The organism is Paenimyroides marinum, from assembly GCF_900108395.1.
GTDB classification, from domain to species: Bacteria; Bacteroidota; Bacteroidia; order Flavobacteriales; family Flavobacteriaceae; genus Flavobacterium; species Flavobacterium marinum.
The window spans coordinates 1-17,279 of record NZ_FNXE01000048.1 but is presented as its reverse complement, the minus strand read 5'-3'; the positions used below and the strand labels follow the sequence as shown (position 1 = coordinate 17,279).

Annotated in this window: 16 protein-coding genes and 1 tRNA gene; 16 read left to right on the top strand and 1 reads right to left on the bottom strand. The window is 36.1% G+C overall.

Translation table 11 applies throughout. The annotated features are described in order from the left end of the window. Positions 1 to 497 precede the first annotated feature (497 nt). From BLW20_RS12730 to BLW20_RS12655, 16 genes are all read left to right on the top strand, one after another. Positions 498 to 1,277, top strand: coding sequence for an alpha/beta fold hydrolase (locus tag BLW20_RS12730; protein WP_091101862.1), 780 nt, complete (start codon positions 498 to 500; stop codon positions 1,275 to 1,277). A 135-nt stretch (positions 1,278 to 1,412) separates the two neighbouring features. Then, on the top strand, positions 1,413 to 2,657 hold the full coding sequence (locus BLW20_RS12725; protein ID WP_091101858.1) for an OmpP1/FadL family transporter: 1,245 nt from the start codon (positions 1,413 to 1,415) through the stop codon (positions 2,655 to 2,657). 9 nt (positions 2,658 to 2,666) lie between these two features. After that, positions 2,667 to 4,223, top strand: a complete 1,557-nt coding sequence (locus tag BLW20_RS12720; RefSeq protein ID WP_091101854.1) for an SGNH/GDSL hydrolase family protein — start codon at positions 2,667 to 2,669, stop codon at positions 4,221 to 4,223. Between the two features lie 13 nt (positions 4,224 to 4,236). Further along, positions 4,237 to 4,578, top strand: a complete 342-nt coding sequence (locus tag BLW20_RS12715; RefSeq protein ID WP_091101850.1) for a phage holin family protein — start codon at positions 4,237 to 4,239, stop codon at positions 4,576 to 4,578. A 100-nt stretch (positions 4,579 to 4,678) separates the two neighbouring features. Further along, positions 4,679 to 6,001, top strand: coding sequence for a trigger factor (gene tig / locus BLW20_RS12710; protein WP_091101846.1), 1,323 nt, complete (start codon positions 4,679 to 4,681; stop codon positions 5,999 to 6,001). A gap of 82 nt (positions 6,002 to 6,083) precedes the next feature. Beyond that, a complete protein-coding gene (gene clpP / locus BLW20_RS12705; protein ID WP_091101842.1) occupies positions 6,084 to 6,761 on the top strand; it encodes an ATP-dependent Clp endopeptidase proteolytic subunit ClpP in 678 nt (225 codons plus the stop codon). A gap of 5 nt (positions 6,762 to 6,766) precedes the next feature. Then, entirely contained in the window at positions 6,767 to 7,996 is a 1,230-nt protein-coding gene (gene clpX / locus BLW20_RS12700; RefSeq protein ID WP_091101838.1) for an ATP-dependent Clp protease ATP-binding subunit ClpX, read from the top strand. Positions 7,997 to 8,090: 94 nt separating this feature from the next. Further along, positions 8,091 to 8,804: a head GIN domain-containing protein gene (locus tag BLW20_RS12695; RefSeq protein ID WP_091101834.1), complete on the top strand. Its 714-nt coding sequence runs from the start codon at positions 8,091 to 8,093 to the stop codon at positions 8,802 to 8,804. A 68-nt stretch (positions 8,805 to 8,872) separates the two neighbouring features. After that, a complete protein-coding gene (locus tag BLW20_RS12690; RefSeq protein WP_091101831.1) occupies positions 8,873 to 9,232 on the top strand; it encodes a YegP family protein in 360 nt (119 codons plus the stop codon). 19 nt (positions 9,233 to 9,251) lie between these two features. Continuing rightward, on the top strand, positions 9,252 to 9,971 hold the full coding sequence (locus BLW20_RS12685) for a GIN domain-containing protein (protein WP_091101827.1): 720 nt from the start codon (positions 9,252 to 9,254) through the stop codon (positions 9,969 to 9,971). A 123-nt stretch (positions 9,972 to 10,094) separates the two neighbouring features. Continuing rightward, a tRNA-Met gene (locus tag BLW20_RS12680) sits at positions 10,095 to 10,168 on the top strand. Between the two features lie 129 nt (positions 10,169 to 10,297). Beyond that, the gene (locus tag BLW20_RS12675; RefSeq protein WP_091101823.1) at positions 10,298 to 10,897 is read left to right on the top strand and encodes a hypothetical protein; all 600 of its coding nucleotides are present in this window, start codon (positions 10,298 to 10,300) and stop codon (positions 10,895 to 10,897) included. A 12-nt stretch (positions 10,898 to 10,909) separates the two neighbouring features. Next, complete coding sequence (locus BLW20_RS12670; protein ID WP_091101820.1) at positions 10,910 to 13,036, top strand: cation:proton antiporter; 2,127 nt, start codon at positions 10,910 to 10,912, stop codon at positions 13,034 to 13,036. Positions 13,037 to 13,109: 73 nt separating this feature from the next. Beyond that, on the top strand, positions 13,110 to 13,676 hold the full coding sequence (locus BLW20_RS12665) for a DUF5715 family protein (protein ID WP_091101816.1): 567 nt from the start codon (positions 13,110 to 13,112) through the stop codon (positions 13,674 to 13,676). A gap of 21 nt (positions 13,677 to 13,697) precedes the next feature. Further along, positions 13,698 to 14,918 (top strand): NAD(P)/FAD-dependent oxidoreductase, encoded by a 1,221-nt coding sequence (locus tag BLW20_RS12660; protein ID WP_091101813.1) that lies wholly within the window; start codon positions 13,698 to 13,700, stop codon positions 14,916 to 14,918. Positions 14,919 to 14,920: 2 nt separating this feature from the next. Beyond that, positions 14,921 to 15,775, top strand: a complete 855-nt coding sequence (locus BLW20_RS12655; protein WP_091101809.1) for a GH25 family lysozyme — start codon at positions 14,921 to 14,923, stop codon at positions 15,773 to 15,775. A gap of 235 nt (positions 15,776 to 16,010) precedes the next feature. Here BLW20_RS12655 and BLW20_RS12650 read toward each other — a convergent pair whose 3' ends face one another. Further along, complete coding sequence (locus BLW20_RS12650) at positions 16,011 to 16,745, bottom strand: hypothetical protein (RefSeq protein WP_143037798.1); 735 nt, start codon at positions 16,743 to 16,745, stop codon at positions 16,011 to 16,013. Positions 16,746 to 17,279: the final 534 nt, after the last annotated feature.

The following is a 17,279-nucleotide window of genomic DNA, read 5'->3' as shown; positions in this document are numbered from 1 at the left end:
TATGCTTGTAGACAAGCATATCAAATTTATCTTTTGGAATAAAATTGATGATTTGTTTGAAAATCGGCTGACCGACTAATTTCTTTTCTGTATCTTTATTGCTCATATTTTTGATTTGTCGTAAAACCAAAATATGAAAAAAGGAGCTAACCACAATGGGAAGCTCCTTAATTTTGAAAAGTTAGTCGGTTAGTAGTGATTGTAAATGTATTATTGCTAATTCAATTTACTGATTTTCAATCAAATGAACAACTTTTACTTTTTAATTCATAATGCACAACGGGTTTTTAATAGTAAAATTTTATTAAAAATAAAAAAAAATACTTTTCATAGCAAAGAAATACAAAATAATTTATTGATATCTATAAGGAAGAGGGATAAATAATTTAAATGTTTTTAAAAGTAATAAAGTGATTTTATACTGTTGTTTTTATATTTGCTTTAGTTTATAGAAATATTGTAGTAGATAAAAAAATGTAACAAAGAATTATATATTAATGATTGATAATAAAAAATTACCATACTCCAAAATAGAAGGATCAGGAAAACCATTACTTATTTTACACGGTTTTTTAGGAATGAGCGATAACTGGAAAACGTTGGGAGCAAAATATGCAGATAGCGGTTTTGCCGCGCATTTAATGGATTTACGCAACCACGGGCGCAGCTTTCATTCCGATGTTTTTAATTATGATGTAATGGCAAATGATGTAGTTGCTTACTGCAAAGCCAATAACTTAAATAAAATTGACATCATTGGTCATTCTATGGGCGGTAAAGTAGCAATGAATCTGGCGGTTCATTATCCTGAGCTGATCAATAAATTAATTGTTGCCGATATGTCGCCTAAATATTATGCTCCGCATCATCAGGATGTAATGGCAGCTTTGAATGCTGTTGATTTCTCCGGCAATCCGTCACGCAATGATGTGCAGTATGTTATAGAGCAACACGTAAAAGAGCCGGGCGTTGTACAGTTTTTAATGAAGAATGTATATCGAGTAACGCCGCAACAATTAGGTTTTCGTTTTAATTTAGACGTTTTTAACAGCAACGACCAAGCAATTGGCGAAGCACTAAAAGAAGATGACGTTTTTAACGGCCCAACTTTATTCTTAAAAGGAAGCAATTCCAATTATATTCAGGAAGAAGATGCATTTTTAATCAAAAAACATTTTCCAAATGCGGTAATTGAGACAATTTCTAATTCTGGTCATTGGGTACATGCAGACAATCCGGGTGAATTCTTTGAGAAATCAATGGCTTTTTTAAAATAGTATGCGCGCATATTATTTATTCTTAATGAAAATTAACAAAAAATTAATAATTCAATAATTTTCTTTTCTGGTTTCTATGCTTTTGTAAAATGTTTTATATTTGGAATACTAACATATAAAACAAAAGGTTTAGTTATGAAAAAAATTTTATCTATTTCCTTATTATCATTAATAGCAGCCAACTCATTTGCCGGCGGTTACCGCATTAGTTTGCAAGGTCAGCGTCAATTGGCAATGGGGCACACAGGGGTTGGTGTTATTGGTCAAAACGCAGAGAGTTTGTTTTTTAATCCGGCAAGTGGTACGTTTTTAAAAAATCAATGGAGTTTTTCAGCAGGTGCTACTGCCTTATTTTCAAATGTAAAATTTCAAAATTCAATTTATAACTGGTCTAACTCGTCTGAAAATATGGGAACGCCTTTTTATTTCTACGGAAATTATCAGGCTACCGATAGATTTTCTGTGGGGTTGGCTGTTTATACGCCCTTTGGTAGTTCGGTTGAATGGCAGCAAGATTGGCCGGGATCGCATTTGGTAAACAGTATTGATCTGCAGGCTATATTTATCCAGCCAACGGTATCTTACAAAATTACCGACAATATTAGTGTAGGTGCAGGATTGATTTATGTAAACGGAGGGGTAACTTTCAACAGAAACCTTTCACGAAGCATGATTGACGATTACGGAAACCGTTCTGATGTTACCATCGATGCAAGCGGTGTAAGTGCCTGGGGCTATAATGTGGGAGTAACTGCAAGGTTAGACGAATATGTAACCTTAGGGGTAAATTACCGTTCGCAGATTGACATGAAGGTAGAAGGAGGCGAGGCTAAATTTCACGATATGCCGGGATTCTTGAATTATGCAGATGGAAAATTTGACGCCACCATGCCTTTACCGGCAGAATTAACCATTGGTTTATCTTACCAAATCAATGAAAAATGGTTGGCAGCGTTTGATTACAATTATACGTTCTGGAAAGCGTATGATAATTTAGTGATCGAATTTGATAACCCGGCTATTGGAACATCGGTAAATCCAAGAAATTATAAAAGTAGCGGAACTTTGCGTGGTGGATTGCAATTTGCCCCCTCAGAAAAATTTTCTGCACGCGTAGGTGGTTATTATGATATTTCACCGGTTCAGGACGGATACTTCGCACCTGAAACGCCACGTAACGATGCTATTGCAGGAACAGCAGGTTTTTCTTATAAAATTACTCCAAAACTGGATGTCGATTTTTCTGCAACGGCACTTCACTTTAAACAAACCAAAAACTCTTATGACCATTATAAAGAAGATGGAAGTGATTTGTCATTTGGAGGAGATTACCGTTCATCGGCATATTCTTTAGGTTTAGGTTTATCATACAATTTTTAATCGATTATTATGAAAAAATATCAATCAATATTTTTAGCGGCATTTGCGTTCAGCTTTGTTGCTTGTGAACCCGAATTTGAAAATCCTGTTACAAATGAATCTTATTCAAGAGGGGAAGCAGATTTTACAACCTATGTAGCATTAGGAAATTCGTTAACGGCAGGTTATATGGATGGTACAATGTATCGTTCAGGACAGCAATATTCATTCCCTAATTTATTGGCAAAACAATTTGCAGTTGTAGGCGGTGGTAGTTTTACGCAACCATCGTTCAATGATGATGTCAATGATGTGGGCGGATTATTGTTTATGGGGCAACCAGCGGCTGCTACCCGTTTAATTTTAAATATGTCAACCAGCGGACCAGAGAATTTAACGGGAACACCCACAATAGAAATCAGCGATCTGCAGGCAAAAGCTTATAACAATATGGGCGTGCCCGGAGCAAAATCATTCCATTTGCTGGCATCCGGTTACGGCAATCTTGCCAATATGGCTACCGGTACGGCAAACCCTTATTTTGTTCGCCACGCAACCAGTCCAAATACCACTGTTTTGAGTGATGCAATGAGTTTAAATCCTACGTTCTTTACCAATTGGATCGGAGCTAATGATGTATTGGCTTATGCCTTGTCTGGCGGAACAGGAGAAAATCAAGAGGGAAACACTGACCCTTCAACTTATAGCAGCAACGATATTACCGATCCGCAGGTATTTGAAGCCGCTTATAAAACAATTATCAATACCTTGACCAGCAATGGTGCAAAAGGGGTTGTGGCAACCATTCCTGATATTACTTCGATCCCGCATTTTACAACGGTTCCTTACAATCCTTTAACAGCAGAAGCTTTAGGTGGAGAAGCGGTTGTAACACAGTTAAATACGAGTTTGTTAGATCCGATCAAACAAATTTTAACGGCGATAGGCGAGGGCGACCGTATTCAGTTATATTCAACAACAAGCGGAAATCCGTTGTTGATTACAGATGAAACGCTAACCGATGTTTCTGCCACGTTAACGGCTGCCTTAATTGCCAATAATTATCCGGCAGAAACCGCAGCAGTTTTAGGACAGGTTTTTGGAAGAGCACGCCATGCAACTAGAAGCGATTTGTTTGTATTGGGAACAAGCGGTATCATTGGAACAGCTTCGGCGTTACCGTCGCCACTTGATAAATTAGGTGTAACTTTTCCTTTAGAAGATAAATATGTTTTGATTCCTTCGGAACAACAACAAATTAAAACCGCTACCGATAAGTTTAACGATATTATCTGGTCTGTAAGTGGTTCTAAAAAATTAGCTATTGCCGATATGAATGCTATTATGCGTTATTTAACGACAGGAATACGTTTAAGCGACGGACAATGGTACACGGCAGATTATTTTAAAGGAACAGAAAATATGAACAAAGTGTTGTTTTCATTAGACGGGGTGCATCCAAACCCTCGTGGATATGCGTTTGTTGCCAACGAAATTGTAAAAGTAATTAACGAACATTATAAATCAAACTTGCCATTATTGGTACCGGGTAATTACCCTGGTGTAACCATAAAGGCATCAAATTAAAATAAATAAAGCTATGAGAATTTTAATCAATCTAATTGTAACGGCGGTAATCGTGTTTTTACTTGCCAATTTTTTACCGGGCATCAGTGTTGATGGTTTTGGTTCATCGATCATCGTTGTAATCGTTTTGGCGATATTGAATTTTTTGGTGAAACCAATTCTTCAGTTAATTTCCATTCCAATAACCATTTTAACATTAGGATTGTTTCTTTTTGTGATCAATGCATTAATAATAATGTTGTGCGGAAGCATTGTTGGCGGATTCCACGTAGAAGGCTTTTTTCCGGCATTGTTATTCAGTTTGGTATTGTCTATTGTGCAGTCAATTGTAGGAGGATTAATGAATGGAGATTAATTTTTACTAAGAATTAATATTCAATTATTTAAAAATTTGATTGGCTTGTAAAAATAATGTATTTTTGCAAGCCAATTTTAGTTACAAAACAAAATTTACAATGAATATCACAAGAAATAATGTAGATGCTTTAAATGCAGTTATCACAATCGATGTGGCAAAAGAAGATTTTGCAGCAAAAGTAGACAACGTTCTTAAAGATTATAGAAAGAACGCAAGCATACCAGGATTTAGAAAAGGCCAGGTACCTGCGTCGTTAGTAAAAAAACAATACGGTCAGGCGATTATGTTTGACGAAGTAAACAAATTGTTGCAAGAAAGTTTAAACAACTATTTAAACGAAGAAAAGATTGATATTTTAGGAAACCCACTTCCGGTTGCTAAAGATATCGATTGGGAAGCTGATACATTAAGCTTTGATTTTGAATTAGGTTTAGCACCAGAATTTACGGTTGATTTAGAAGCGGCTAATAAAGCTACAAAATATCAGATTGTTGCTGATGACGAAATGATTAACGAGCAGGTAGAATACATTCAAAAACAATACGGTAAATTAGTTTCAAAAGAAAAAGCCGAAGAAGGTGATGATATTCGTGTAAAAGTTTCAAACACAGCAGAAGGCATTGAAAACGAAACTACATTCAATATTTCTGATATCCGCACAAAAACAAACCAAAAGAAATTCATTGGTAAAAAAGTAAACGATGAAGTAACAATTTCTACCAAAGGTTTGTTTGAAGACGAACACAAATTAATGGATGTTTTAAAAGTTGATCACGATAAAGTACACGGTTTAGACGTTGAGGTAACTTTTACGATCGAAGAAATATCAACTCGGGAAAAAGCAGAGTTAAACCAAGAGTTTTTCGATAAATTATTTGGTGAAGGCAAAGTAACTTCAGAAGAAGAATTAAGAAACCGTATCAAAGAAGACGCTGAAAAACAATTCGCTCAACAAGCTGATCAAAAGTTTATGAACGATACAGTGGAGGCTTTGGTTGAAAATACAAAATTCGATTTGCCAAAAGAATTCTTGGTAAAATGGTTGCAAACTGCTGGTGAAACACAATTAACACCGGAACAAGCCGAAGAAGAATACACAAAATCAGAAAAAGGATTGCGTTACCAGTTAATCGAAGGAAAAATCATTACAGATAATGATTTACAAATTACATTCGACGAAATTAAAGATTACACTTCAGGTTTAATCAAAGATCAAATGGCACAATTTGGTCAGTTAGAACCATCAGAAGAAGATGTAACAAATATCGTATCCCGCGTTTTATCAAATCAAGAAGAAGTGAAGCGTATTTCTGAACAATTAATGAACGATAAAATGATGAAATTGTTCACAGAGAAAGTTAGCACAAACGCAAAAGAAGTAACTTACAAAGATTTCGTTAAAGAGGTTTACGGAGAATAATTTTCTGCAAAAAAATAAGTATATTTGAGCGTCGAACAAAAAGTTTCGACGCTTATTTTTTATAACATTTTAGAAAAAAAATATGGATTACGGTAAAGAATTTAGAAAATACGCTACCAAGCATCACAAAGTAAATAATTTGTATTACGATAAAATGGTAAGCAAAATGACACCAACAGGTAGTATGACTCCTTATATTATCGAAGAACGCCCAATGAACATTGCATCAATGGATGTTTTTTCACGTTTAATGATGGATCGTATTATTTTCTTAGGGTCTGGAGTAGATGATTACGTAGCAAATATCATTCAGGCACAATTGCTGTTTTTAGAAAGCGTTGATGCATCAAAAGATATTTCAATCTACATTAATTCACCAGGCGGCAGTGTGTATGCAGGTTTGGGAATTTACGATACCATGCAGTTTGTAAAACCCGATGTGGCTACAATCTGTACAGGTATGGCAGCATCAATGGGTGCAGTGTTATTGTGTGCCGGGGCAGACGGAAAACGCTCTGCATTGCCACATTCACGCGTAATGATTCACCAACCGTCGGGTGGTGCTCAAGGGGTGGCAACCGATATGGAAATCAACTTAAAAGAAATGTTGAAATTAAAGCAAGAGCTTTATGAAATCATAGCAAAACACTCAAAACAACCTTACGATAAGGTATTCAAAGATTCGGAACGCGATTACTGGATGCGTGCTGACGAAGCAAAAGAATACGGAATGATTGATGAAGTTTTAACAAGAGAATAAATAGAATGAAAGAAGGATTTAACTGTTCTTTTTGCGGACGTCCAAAAGCCGAAACCAGCATATTGATTGCCGGTATCGACGCACATATTTGTGAGCATTGCGTAGAGCAGGCACACGGTATTGTGATGGAAGAATTAAAATCGCAAAACGGATCAGGATTGTCAGATGAGGTTTTGTTAAAAAAACCACAAGAAATCAGAGCGTTCTTAGATGGGTATGTAATCGGTCAGGAGCAAACCAAAAAAGTATTGTCTGTTGCCGTTTATAACCATTACAAGCGTTTGTTGCAGCAGGATTCTAAAAACGATGTCGAAATCGAAAAAAGTAATATCATTGTTGTTGGTCAAACCGGAACAGGAAAAACATTGGTGGCAAAAACCATTGCGCGTATGCTGAATGTGCCTCTGGCTATTGTTGACGCCACAGTTTTAACCGAAGCAGGTTATGTGGGCGAAGACGTAGAAGGTATTTTGACCAAGTTGTTGCAAGCTGCAGATTACGATGTGGATAAAGCGCAGCGAGGAATTATTTTTATTGATGAAATAGATAAAATTGCCCGTAAAAGCGATAACCCTTCTATAACACGTGATGTAAGTGGAGAAGGCGTACAGCAGGCTTTGTTGAAACTTTTAGAGGGATCTGTTGTAAACGTACCGCCAAAAGGAGGTAGAAAACATCCCGATCAAAAGTTTATCGAAGTAAACACGCAAAATATTTTGTTTATTGCCGGCGGGGCGTTTGATGGAATTGAACGCATCATTACCAAACGGTTGAATTTTCATGCTGTTGGTTTTGGATCTTCTAAAGAGAACGGCAAAGCAGATAAAAGCAATTTATTACAGTACATCATACCAAAAGATTTAAAAGATTTTGGATTGATTCCTGAAATCATTGGTCGTTTGCCGGTGTTGACACACATGGATCCGTTAGATCGCGATACCTTGCGTTCTATTTTAACCGAGCCTAAAAACGCGTTGGTAAAGCAATACCAGAAATTATTTGAAATGGACGGAATTACGTTGACCTTTACCGAAGATGCTTTGTTGTATATCGTAGATAAAGCATTAGAATATAAGTTAGGTGCCCGTGGATTGCGCTCGTTATGCGAAGCCGTTTTAACCGACCCTATGTATGAACTTCCCGGATCTGATCATCACGAATTAGAAGTAGATAAAGAATTTGTAAAGCACGCTTTAGATAAAAATTTAATGAAAAGATTGGCTTTAACGGTTTAAACATTCATCCCTTTCATAACGAAAGGGATTTGTTTTTAATCTAAGAATTGTCTAAAAATTAAATAGTTTTTTGTAGTTTTAAAGAAAAAATAAAATGAAAAAACTATTAATTGTATTGTTTTTAAGCGTTGGCGTACTTTCTTGTGACAAAAAGGTAGGCTTGTCAGGAGAAATTATCAATCAAACAATAAAAACAGAGGCTTTCACTGCTGTTTTAAATAATTCATCTGCAAGAATCGAAGTAGATTCGACTGTTTCTGCAAACGAGATTTTACTAATTGGCGATAAATCATTAATTGACAACCTTGAAATAGCAAATGAAAACGGACAATTAGCTCTTTCTAACAAAGAATCGGTTTCTATTAAAGGAGGAAATAATCCGTTGCTTGTAAAAATAAATAATCCTGATTTACAAAAGCTGGTCATTGCAGGGGCAGGATCTTTTGCAACCAATAATATTGCTTTGATAAACGATGTGGAATTCCATATTTCAGGTGCGGGCGAAATTAATGCGAAAGTAAACAACAACATAACCCATGTGTCAGTTACCGGAGCAGGAAGCATACGTTTAAGAGGCGTTAGCAATGAGTTGAAAGCAACCATGACTGGTGCCGGAAATCTGAAAGCAGAAGAATTGACCAATAAGCTGGCAAATATTGAGATTTCAGGTGCGGGAAACGCAAAAATTAATACCTCAGAAGAAATTAATGTACGTATTTCGGGCGTGGGAAATTTAAAGTATAAAGAATACGATCAACTTAAAATTGTGAAGAAAATATCAGGAATTGGCACTGTTAAGCCGTATTAAAAAAAACAAGAAAACCAAGTTTCATTTCACTAATTTTATGAATAGCTTTGTGTGTATTTAATCAAAAAATGGGCACATTAGTAATTAGTAAAAAAGAAAATAACACGTATAAATATACTTACAACAACCGCAAAGGGAATGTAATTTTTACGAGTAACAGTTACAGCTCAAAAGCGCAATGTTTAAGTGAAATCAACATATTAAAGCGCAATTTTTCGGTAATTAAATTTATTCATTACAAAACACCGTCCGGAAAAATGTTTTTTAAAGTAAACGTCAACAACCATATTTTAGGGGTAAGCAGAAAATTTACAACGCCGCTTTTAATGGAAAAAGGATTGAACGATTTAAAAAATAATTTCTTAATTTCGGAAGTGTTAGATTTTACCGAAGACGTTTTCAGCACGCTAACAGAAGAAACCATCTAAATCAATAAATATTTTTATTATGAAGAAAATTTTAGTCCTGTTTTTTGTATCGTTAGTAACCCTGACAAGTTATGCACAAGACAGAAAAATAAAAGGAAACGGAGTGGTACAAGACAGAAACCGCAGAGTTCAAAAATACACCAAATTAGTTGTAGAAGGAGATCTTACAGTATTAATATTAAATAACCCATTTAAAAATACCATTCAAACAAGCGGCGACGGAAATTTACATCAGCTGATTCAGGTTAGTGTAGAAAATGAGGTTTTAACACTAAAACGCAAACCCGGATTTGAAATTGTAAATCAAACCGAACCTTTAAAAGTAACACTTACCACAAGAGATTTAACCGAAATTACCAAAACAGGCGATAAAGGAAGCATCACAAATATGGGAGCTATTGAAATAGCTAAACTTATTTTAACCAATACAGGTAACGGCGAAATGAATTTACGGGTAAGGGTAGAAGACCTTGTGCTGAATACAGAAAATGATGCTGCGATAACCGTTGAAGGAAATGCCAATACCGTAAAAATAGACAGCAAAAGTTCAGGCGATATTATGGCAAAAGAACTGTCGGCCTTTTACACAGAATTAAATTCTTCAGGTTCCGGAAATATTTACACCAATACCGTAAATGGAATTGATGGCAGCTTAAACGGAAGTGGAAATTTATACTACCGCGTAACTAAAACCGTTAATGTAACAGAAAATGGAGAAGGAAAAGTAATTAAAGAATAATTTTTAAAAACCTCATAAACAGAATACTAATTTGGTAGACTGAAAAAAAAGTTGTTTTTACGATAATTTTTCTTTGTAAATATTAAAAATCCTCTTACATTTGCAACCGAAATAAAAACCAATGGCGAGGTAGCTCAGTTGGTTAGAGCGCAGGATTCATAACCCTGAGGTCACGGGTTCAACTCCCGTCTTCGCTACGAAAAAGAGAATCAGTTTATTGGTTCTCTTTTTTATTTCTACTTTCTCAATTAAATCACCCTGTAAAAACCATTAATTTTTGTATCTTACATCTTTAACTTGTTTCAGATAATTAAAACCAACAATCAATGAATAGAATACTCCTTTTTTTAATTCTTATTTCTTTTACTATTAGTTGTGGCAACAGTGACCGTGAAAAACAATTGCATGATAGAGAAAGAGCTTTGCAGATACGCATTGATTCTTTTGCAGCAAAAGAAAACGAATACAGAGCACTTTTGCAAATGAAAGACAGTATTGCTGTTTTAGATTCTATCAAAAAACTTACTGATTCAATAAATTTAACCGCGGTAAAACCTTGGGCAGATAGTCTTGCGGGTAAATGGAACGGAAGGTTAATTTGTGTAGAATCAAATTGTAATGATTATGTGATTGGAGATCAAAGGGTAAATACGTGGAATTTTGCTAATGATACGCTTAAATTATATGCCAGCCTGTTAAATAATAAAAACGAAATTGTTCGTACGTACGATGCGGTTTTTAATGGCGATGATATTGTGTTATCTCATAAAACGGATCCTTCTGTAGCAAAAAATGTGCAAATCAGAACCATTTTAAACAATATCCAAAAAGATAAATTAACGGGTACTTATACCATTATTAAAAACAATGATTGTATCGCTAAATTCTCAATAGAATTTACAAGACCTTCTAACAGAACCAAATAAACTACCGAAAATATGTTGTTGCTTTCTATACATAACGTGTCGTTGCCTATTGCCGACCCGGTTCTTAAATTTTTATTGTTGCTCATCATCATTCTTTTTGCACCTTTATTATTAAACAAAATCAAAGTGCCGCATTTATTAGGATTGATCATTGCAGGAGCGGTAATTGGTCCCAACGGATTTAACATTTTGGCTCGCGATAGCAGTATTGTGGTTACCGGAACAACGGGTTTGCTGTACATTATGTTTCTTGCCGGATTGGAAATTGATATGGGTGATTTCAAAAAAAATAAATGGAAAAGTCTAACTTTCGGAATCTATACTTTTCTGGTACCTTTTGTTCTAGGGTTTATTGGTGCACATTACCTGTTAGGATTTAACCTGTTAACATCAGTGCTTTTTGCAAGTTTGTTTTCGTCGCATACGTTAATTGCCTATCCATTGGTAAGTAAAATCGGCGTTGCAAAGAATCTGGCGGTTAACATCACCGTTGGCGGAACAATGATTACCGATATTCTTGCCCTATTGGTTTTAGCAGCTTGTGTAGGTATGGCTCAGGGAGAAGTGGGAAAAGAATTTTGGATAACCTTATCGGTTTCTATTTTAATTTTTGGATTAATTGTATTGACTATTTTTCCAATAATTGCCCGGTGGTTTTTTAAAAACGTAAAAGACAAAATTTCACAATATATTTTTGTGCTGGTAATGATTTATTTGGCAGCATTGCTGGCAGAAGTTGCAGGCGTAGAAGCAATCATTGGGGCATTCCTTGCAGGTTTGGCATTGAACCGTTTAATTCCGCACACATCTTCATTAATGAACCGGGTAGAATTTGTAGGAAACGCCATTTTCATTCCCTTTTTCCTGATTAGCGTGGGTATGTTGATTGATTTCAGCGTGTTTTTTCAAAGTTGGGAAACCATTATGGTTGCAGCGGTTATGTTAGCAGCTTCAATTGCCGGGAAATACATAGCAGCTGTTTTAACCCAAAAAACATTTAAGTTAACCAAAGAACAGGGCAAACTTATCTTTGGATTAAGCTCTGCATCGGCAGCAGCAACATTGGCGGCAGTTATGGTGGGATACAATATCATCATTTCAGAAACGGCGGCTGGCGAACCTGTAAGGTTACTGAACGAACATGTTTTAAACGGAAGCATTCTGTTGATCTTGGTTTCTTGTACCATTTCGTCGTTTATTTCGTTGGCAAGTGCCGAGAAAATTGCCGAAGAAGAAAATGATGAAACCATTGCTGATGAAAGTTCCGAAAAAGAAAATCTTCTGCTGGCAATTAATTATCCTGAAACCGTTGATGCAATGGTGGGGTTTGGGGTGATCATTAAATCAAAAAAGAATAAAGATGGTTTCTTTGCCCTGAATGTCATCAATGAAGAAAAAAAGGAATCGTCAGAAAAAAACGCAGAAAAGATTTTGCACGATGCAGTAACCATAGCAGCCGCTTCAGACGAAGTCGTGACGCCGCTAACCCGATACGATACCGATGTGATCAATGGCATTAACAATGTGATCAAAGAAAAGCGAATTACCGATTTAATCATAGGTTTAGAAAACGGAAAAGGTTTTTCATCTACCTTTATGTTTAATCTTTACAACGGATATCTGCAAAGCAAAAATGCCAATGTATTTGTATATCATTCGGCACAACCCATTGCAACCATTAAAAAACAAATTGTGATTATTCCTTCAAAATCGCACTTAGAACCCGGATTTTTTCATTGTTTGTTAAGAGTGTGGAATATTGCACGAAACACCGGTGCCAAGATTGATTTTTACGCAACAGCTTCTACTACAAAAATTTTGAAAAGGGTAATGAAAAGGGTAACCATTGAAGCGAATTTTAACGAGATAAATACCTGGAAAGAAGTACAAAACGTTATTGACGAATTAGAAGACAACCAGGGTGTGGTTATTTTTATGGCGAAACGAGGCATGGCATCTTATTTTCCACAAATGAATAAAATTCCGTCTATTCTTAATTCCGATTTTTTAAATAGAAACTATTTGTTAATTTATCCATATCAGGGAAGTTATGAAGAATATACCGAAAAACGTTCAGTTAGCAATCACGGCGATTTTGTCGAAATTGGTAAAATAGTCCGTAAACTGTTTAAACAATAAATGATTAGCAGCGTATTATTTTGTCGTTAAGCATTATAAATAGTATTTTTGTGTGCTATTAAAGAAAATCCTCATGTATCGAATTATTTTTGTTTTATTTTTATTTGTATTTCCCACACTATCATTTGCACAAACCAAACCCTCTAAAAAATATCTTACCCATTTAAATGCGGCAAAAAGTCATAATATTGGTTTGGTTAAAGACAAACCACATTTAGACAGACTGGTAAAACAAGGGAAATTAGTATCAATAAAACAACGGGGGTACGGCTACCGAATCGATAAATTAACACACAGTCACCCGTATTTAGTACCAAAAGGCAGAACGGTTTTAAATGCCATTGCCCGTGATTTTGTAAAGGTTGCCGGACAAAACTTTTTTGTGGTAACATCGTTAACCCGTACCGAAGCCGATCAAAAACGATTGCGAAGAGTAAATTCTAATGCCGCGTCAAACGATAGTTCGCATTGTTTTGGCAGTGCACTCGATATTTCTTACATCCGCTTTAATCATAAAAAGCAAGTAAACACCAAGCTCGAAAAAAAATTAGAAGGCGTTTTAAAACAGTATCAGGCACAGGGAAAAATCTATTTTGTAAAAGAACGTTATTCGCGTTGTTTTCACATAATAATTAGATAAATTAGTAAAAAATATCTTTTTATGGATCTACATTCAGGCATGCCGTTTTGGATGGCACTGAATCCGTTGTACAATTATTATCATCCGCTGAAAAAGAACATCAGTACCCATACCGTTATTGTCGGATCGGGTATTACCGGCGCTTTGGTGGCTCATGTTTTGTGTACATTAGGGATTAAGTGCATAGTGATAGATAAGCGAACCATTGGCACAGGCAGTACGGCGGCTTCTACCTCGCAATTACAGTATGAAATCGATATTCCGCTGGTTGAATTAATCAGGAAAATAGGTGAAGAGAATGCCGTAAAGGCATATAAATGCTGTTTGCAATCGATTACCGATGTGGAAAATGTGTTTAAATCCATCAAAAAAGATCCTGATTTTGAATCGATACCTACTTATCTTCTGGCATCAAACAAATCGGGAGAAAAATTACTTAAAGAAGAGTTTGAAGCCCGAAAAAAAGCAAATCTTCCCGTACAATACCTCGATAAAGATCAATTAAAAGAATCGTTGGGAATTGACGCTTTTTCGGCATTGTATAACGATACATCGGCACAGTTAGATTGTTATAAAGGTGCCACTTTTATTTTAGATCATCACTTAAAAAAGAACGAAATTGAACTGTATTCTCATACGTTGATTTCAGATTATAATAAAACCAAAAACGGTTACGAATTAATTACTGAAAACGGCAATAAGATCAATTGTGAAAATGTGGTAATTGCCGCTGGTTATGAAGCCGGGGAGTTTCTACCCCAAAAAGTAATGGATTTATTATCTACGTTTGCCATTGTATCACATCCGGTTGATAAAAAATACCTCTGGAAAAACCGTGCCTTGATTTGGGAAACCCAAACGCCGTATTTATACATGCGTACCACAGCCGATAACCGTATGATGGTGGGTGGCGAAGATGAAGAATATAATAATGCGGACAGGCGTGACGCTGCATTGAATAAAAAAGCAAAAACTTTAGAAAAAAAGTTTAAAAAAATGTTTCCTGATATTCCGTTTGTAACCGATATGTCGTGGGCAGGAACGTTTAGTGCCACAGCCGACGGTTTGCCGTTTATAGGTACCTATCCGTACAGGCCAAATATGTATTTTGCATTGGGATATGGCGGTAACGGCATTACATTTAGCATGATTGCCGCTCAGATTATAGGAAATTTAATCACAGGAAAAAAAGATGACCGAACCGATTTATTTGGATTCAACCGCTTAAAACATTCCGATTAAAAATGGCAGTCCCTAAAAAAAGAAAACCTGTCAGAAGAAGCACAACACGCAAAAAGAAAAAAACAGCTGTATGGAAATGGCATGTTTTGGCTTATTCGCTATTGATTTTTTGTTTTGTGATCTTTCATTACCGCGACGGAATCGGCTATTTTTTTACCGATTTGTACGAACGGATTTTTAAAAGTGAAGACAGTAAAGAAGTAACCGTTCACGATTTCAGGGCAATGGAGATTTTAGATAAACACACCAACCATTTGTTTGGATTCGACGTGTCGCATTATCAGTACGATATAAACTGGAAAGAAATTGATTCGCTGTACAATAAATTTGCAATTGATTATGTTTTTATCCGTTCAACAATGGGGATAGACGGTGTTGATGATAAGTTTGATTACAACTGGAAAAAAGCAAAAAGCCGTTTGTTGGTTCGCGGTGCTTATCATTATTACCGACCTGATGAGAACAGCACCTTACAGGCACAGAATTTCATTAAAAACAGTCCGTTGGAACCCGGTGATTTTTTCCCGGTATTGGATATTGAAGAACTGCCTAAAGAGCAATCGGTTGAAAAAATGCGTGAAGGAATACAAAACTGGCTAACCATTGTAGAGAAACATTACGGTGTAAAACCAATTATTTATTCGGGCGCAAATTATTACCGGCACCACATTAAAGATTATTTCCCCGACCATAAGGTATGGATTGCAAAATACAGTTTATTCAGCGAAAAAATGAACAACGACTGGCACTTTTGGCAATTTACCGATAAAGGCACCGTAAACGGTATTGAAACAAAAGTAGATTTAAACATTTTTAAAGGCAGCCGTTACGATTTAAAACAGTTTGTGATTCAGTAAGGATGGTCTTTAAAATATTATTAATCATGATAAAGGTTCATAGCTTGGCGTTGTGGCGATATATGATGTGAAAAACTTCATTTTAAGCCAGTCCATTTTTCAGGTTTGCATTTCTATTCAAAAACAAACCTCGCTTAAAAGAGCTTAAACGAGGCCATTTTTCCGGCTTTTTGAAATTTATTTCCTGAAAATGAGGGTTGTGCAACGGTTACCTGTGTTATGTGTGCCCTTCCTTTCATCGTTGTCCTAATAGTCCTAAACCTGGTGCAATGTCTTGTCTGTCATCAAGTTTTGTCGGGTCAATGCTCCAATGTCCCGCCACTTGCATTAATAACTCCTCGTTTACCCAAACCACGTCTTCTCGTTCAAAATATTTTTCGTCTTTTGCCTCGTCTGAAAAAGTATTGGCAAGTTTTAAAGTCTGTTCAAATTCTGTCGGTTGCCCTTCGATTACAACGTTCTCACCAGATTCGCCTAAATAACTATAAACTCTTTCTACTTGTCCGTTGTTGGCTTTAATCCAACAATGATATTCTGTCACACGATAAGTGCAGAAAAATTGAGCGTTTCCAAATTCCTTGCTTAAAGTTTGTAGAATACTTTTTACTTCGTCAATTCCTTCTTTAGTGTCACCGTGCGGAAGCCCCCAACCACAAGCTAGAGTCCAGCCGTCAATTGTCGGTGTAATAAATACAGAACCATTATATGCTTTGTCTATACCAACCTGCCAATTGCAGTCCGAAATATTTTTAAGTTTTAAAATTTCTGCAAGTCTATTCTTGTTGTCGGTTTTAACTGCAAACCACATACACTTATAACCAAAACCAACGGCTGAGTCGGGAACAGTTTTGTCAACCGTTGAAGAAACTGTTGAGGGATAGTAAGTCTGTCCAGCCGAAGATTTTTTCTTGTAGAACGTCACTGCAATAAATGCAATTACAATTAGTCCGATTATTATTCCTGTTGTCATTTTACTTAACTTCATTTTGTCTAAGGTCGGTTGCCATAGGGTTACAGCGTTTCGGGGCTTTGCGAAGGAGCGGAAATAGAAGCACAGACTTTCAATTTTGCACAACAGTAGCATAAGCCATTTTCTATTTTACTAAATTACAAAAAAGGAAATAAAAATGGCTTATGCGGTGATGAATTACTGACGTTGAATTTTGCACTTAACCCACCATTTTGCTAATAGTGTGCTGTGAAGGATAAAGCTTGCTTTATCCGTGCTGTATAGAAGATGATGGTAGGTCCATCAGTATCGACGTTCAAGCGTAGGTGCTAAACCGCTTCCCGATGCTGGCTTAGTAATAAACTGGTGTTAAACGGTAGGAAGAAAAGGCTACATGAGTAGTCAGGTGCGTATAAAGGAGATGAACGCAAGTGAACCCATGCTGAGGCTGTGAGAGAATGGCTACATTTTGTCAAAAGCTTGTATTTATTGGCTACAAGTGAAAAGCTGTAACGGGAGCTTGATTATTGGTTACAGGGCAAACGCGGTAGAGTG

What these genes read in the sequence shown, in the direction of transcription:
- BLW20_RS12730 (WP_091101862.1), top strand. Translation starts at nt 498, where the DNA reads ATGATTGATAATAAAAAATTACCATACTCCAAAATAGAAGGATCAGGA.
- BLW20_RS12725 (WP_091101858.1), top strand. Translation starts at nt 1,413, where the DNA reads ATGAAAAAAATTTTATCTATTTCCTTATTATCATTAATAGCAGCCAAC.
- BLW20_RS12720 (WP_091101854.1), top strand. Translation starts at nt 2,667, where the DNA reads ATGAAAAAATATCAATCAATATTTTTAGCGGCATTTGCGTTCAGCTTT.
- BLW20_RS12715 (WP_091101850.1), top strand. Translation starts at nt 4,237, where the DNA reads ATGAGAATTTTAATCAATCTAATTGTAACGGCGGTAATCGTGTTTTTA.
- tig (WP_091101846.1), top strand. Translation starts at nt 4,679, where the DNA reads ATGAATATCACAAGAAATAATGTAGATGCTTTAAATGCAGTTATCACA.
- clpP (WP_091101842.1), top strand. Translation starts at nt 6,084, where the DNA reads ATGGATTACGGTAAAGAATTTAGAAAATACGCTACCAAGCATCACAAA.
- clpX (WP_091101838.1), top strand. Translation starts at nt 6,767, where the DNA reads ATGAAAGAAGGATTTAACTGTTCTTTTTGCGGACGTCCAAAAGCCGAA.
- BLW20_RS12695 (WP_091101834.1), top strand. Translation starts at nt 8,091, where the DNA reads ATGAAAAAACTATTAATTGTATTGTTTTTAAGCGTTGGCGTACTTTCT.
- BLW20_RS12690 (WP_091101831.1), top strand. Translation starts at nt 8,873, where the DNA reads ATGGGCACATTAGTAATTAGTAAAAAAGAAAATAACACGTATAAATAT.
- BLW20_RS12685 (WP_091101827.1), top strand. Translation starts at nt 9,252, where the DNA reads ATGAAGAAAATTTTAGTCCTGTTTTTTGTATCGTTAGTAACCCTGACA.
- BLW20_RS12675 (WP_091101823.1), top strand. Translation starts at nt 10,298, where the DNA reads ATGAATAGAATACTCCTTTTTTTAATTCTTATTTCTTTTACTATTAGT.
- BLW20_RS12670 (WP_091101820.1), top strand. Translation starts at nt 10,910, where the DNA reads ATGTTGTTGCTTTCTATACATAACGTGTCGTTGCCTATTGCCGACCCG.
- BLW20_RS12665 (WP_091101816.1), top strand. Translation starts at nt 13,110, where the DNA reads ATGTATCGAATTATTTTTGTTTTATTTTTATTTGTATTTCCCACACTA.
- BLW20_RS12660 (WP_091101813.1), top strand. Translation starts at nt 13,698, where the DNA reads ATGGATCTACATTCAGGCATGCCGTTTTGGATGGCACTGAATCCGTTG.
- BLW20_RS12655 (WP_091101809.1), top strand. Translation starts at nt 14,921, where the DNA reads ATGGCAGTCCCTAAAAAAAGAAAACCTGTCAGAAGAAGCACAACACGC.
- BLW20_RS12650 (WP_143037798.1), bottom strand. Translation starts at nt 16,745, where the DNA reads ATGACAACAGGAATAATAATCGGACTAATTGTAATTGCATTTATTGCA.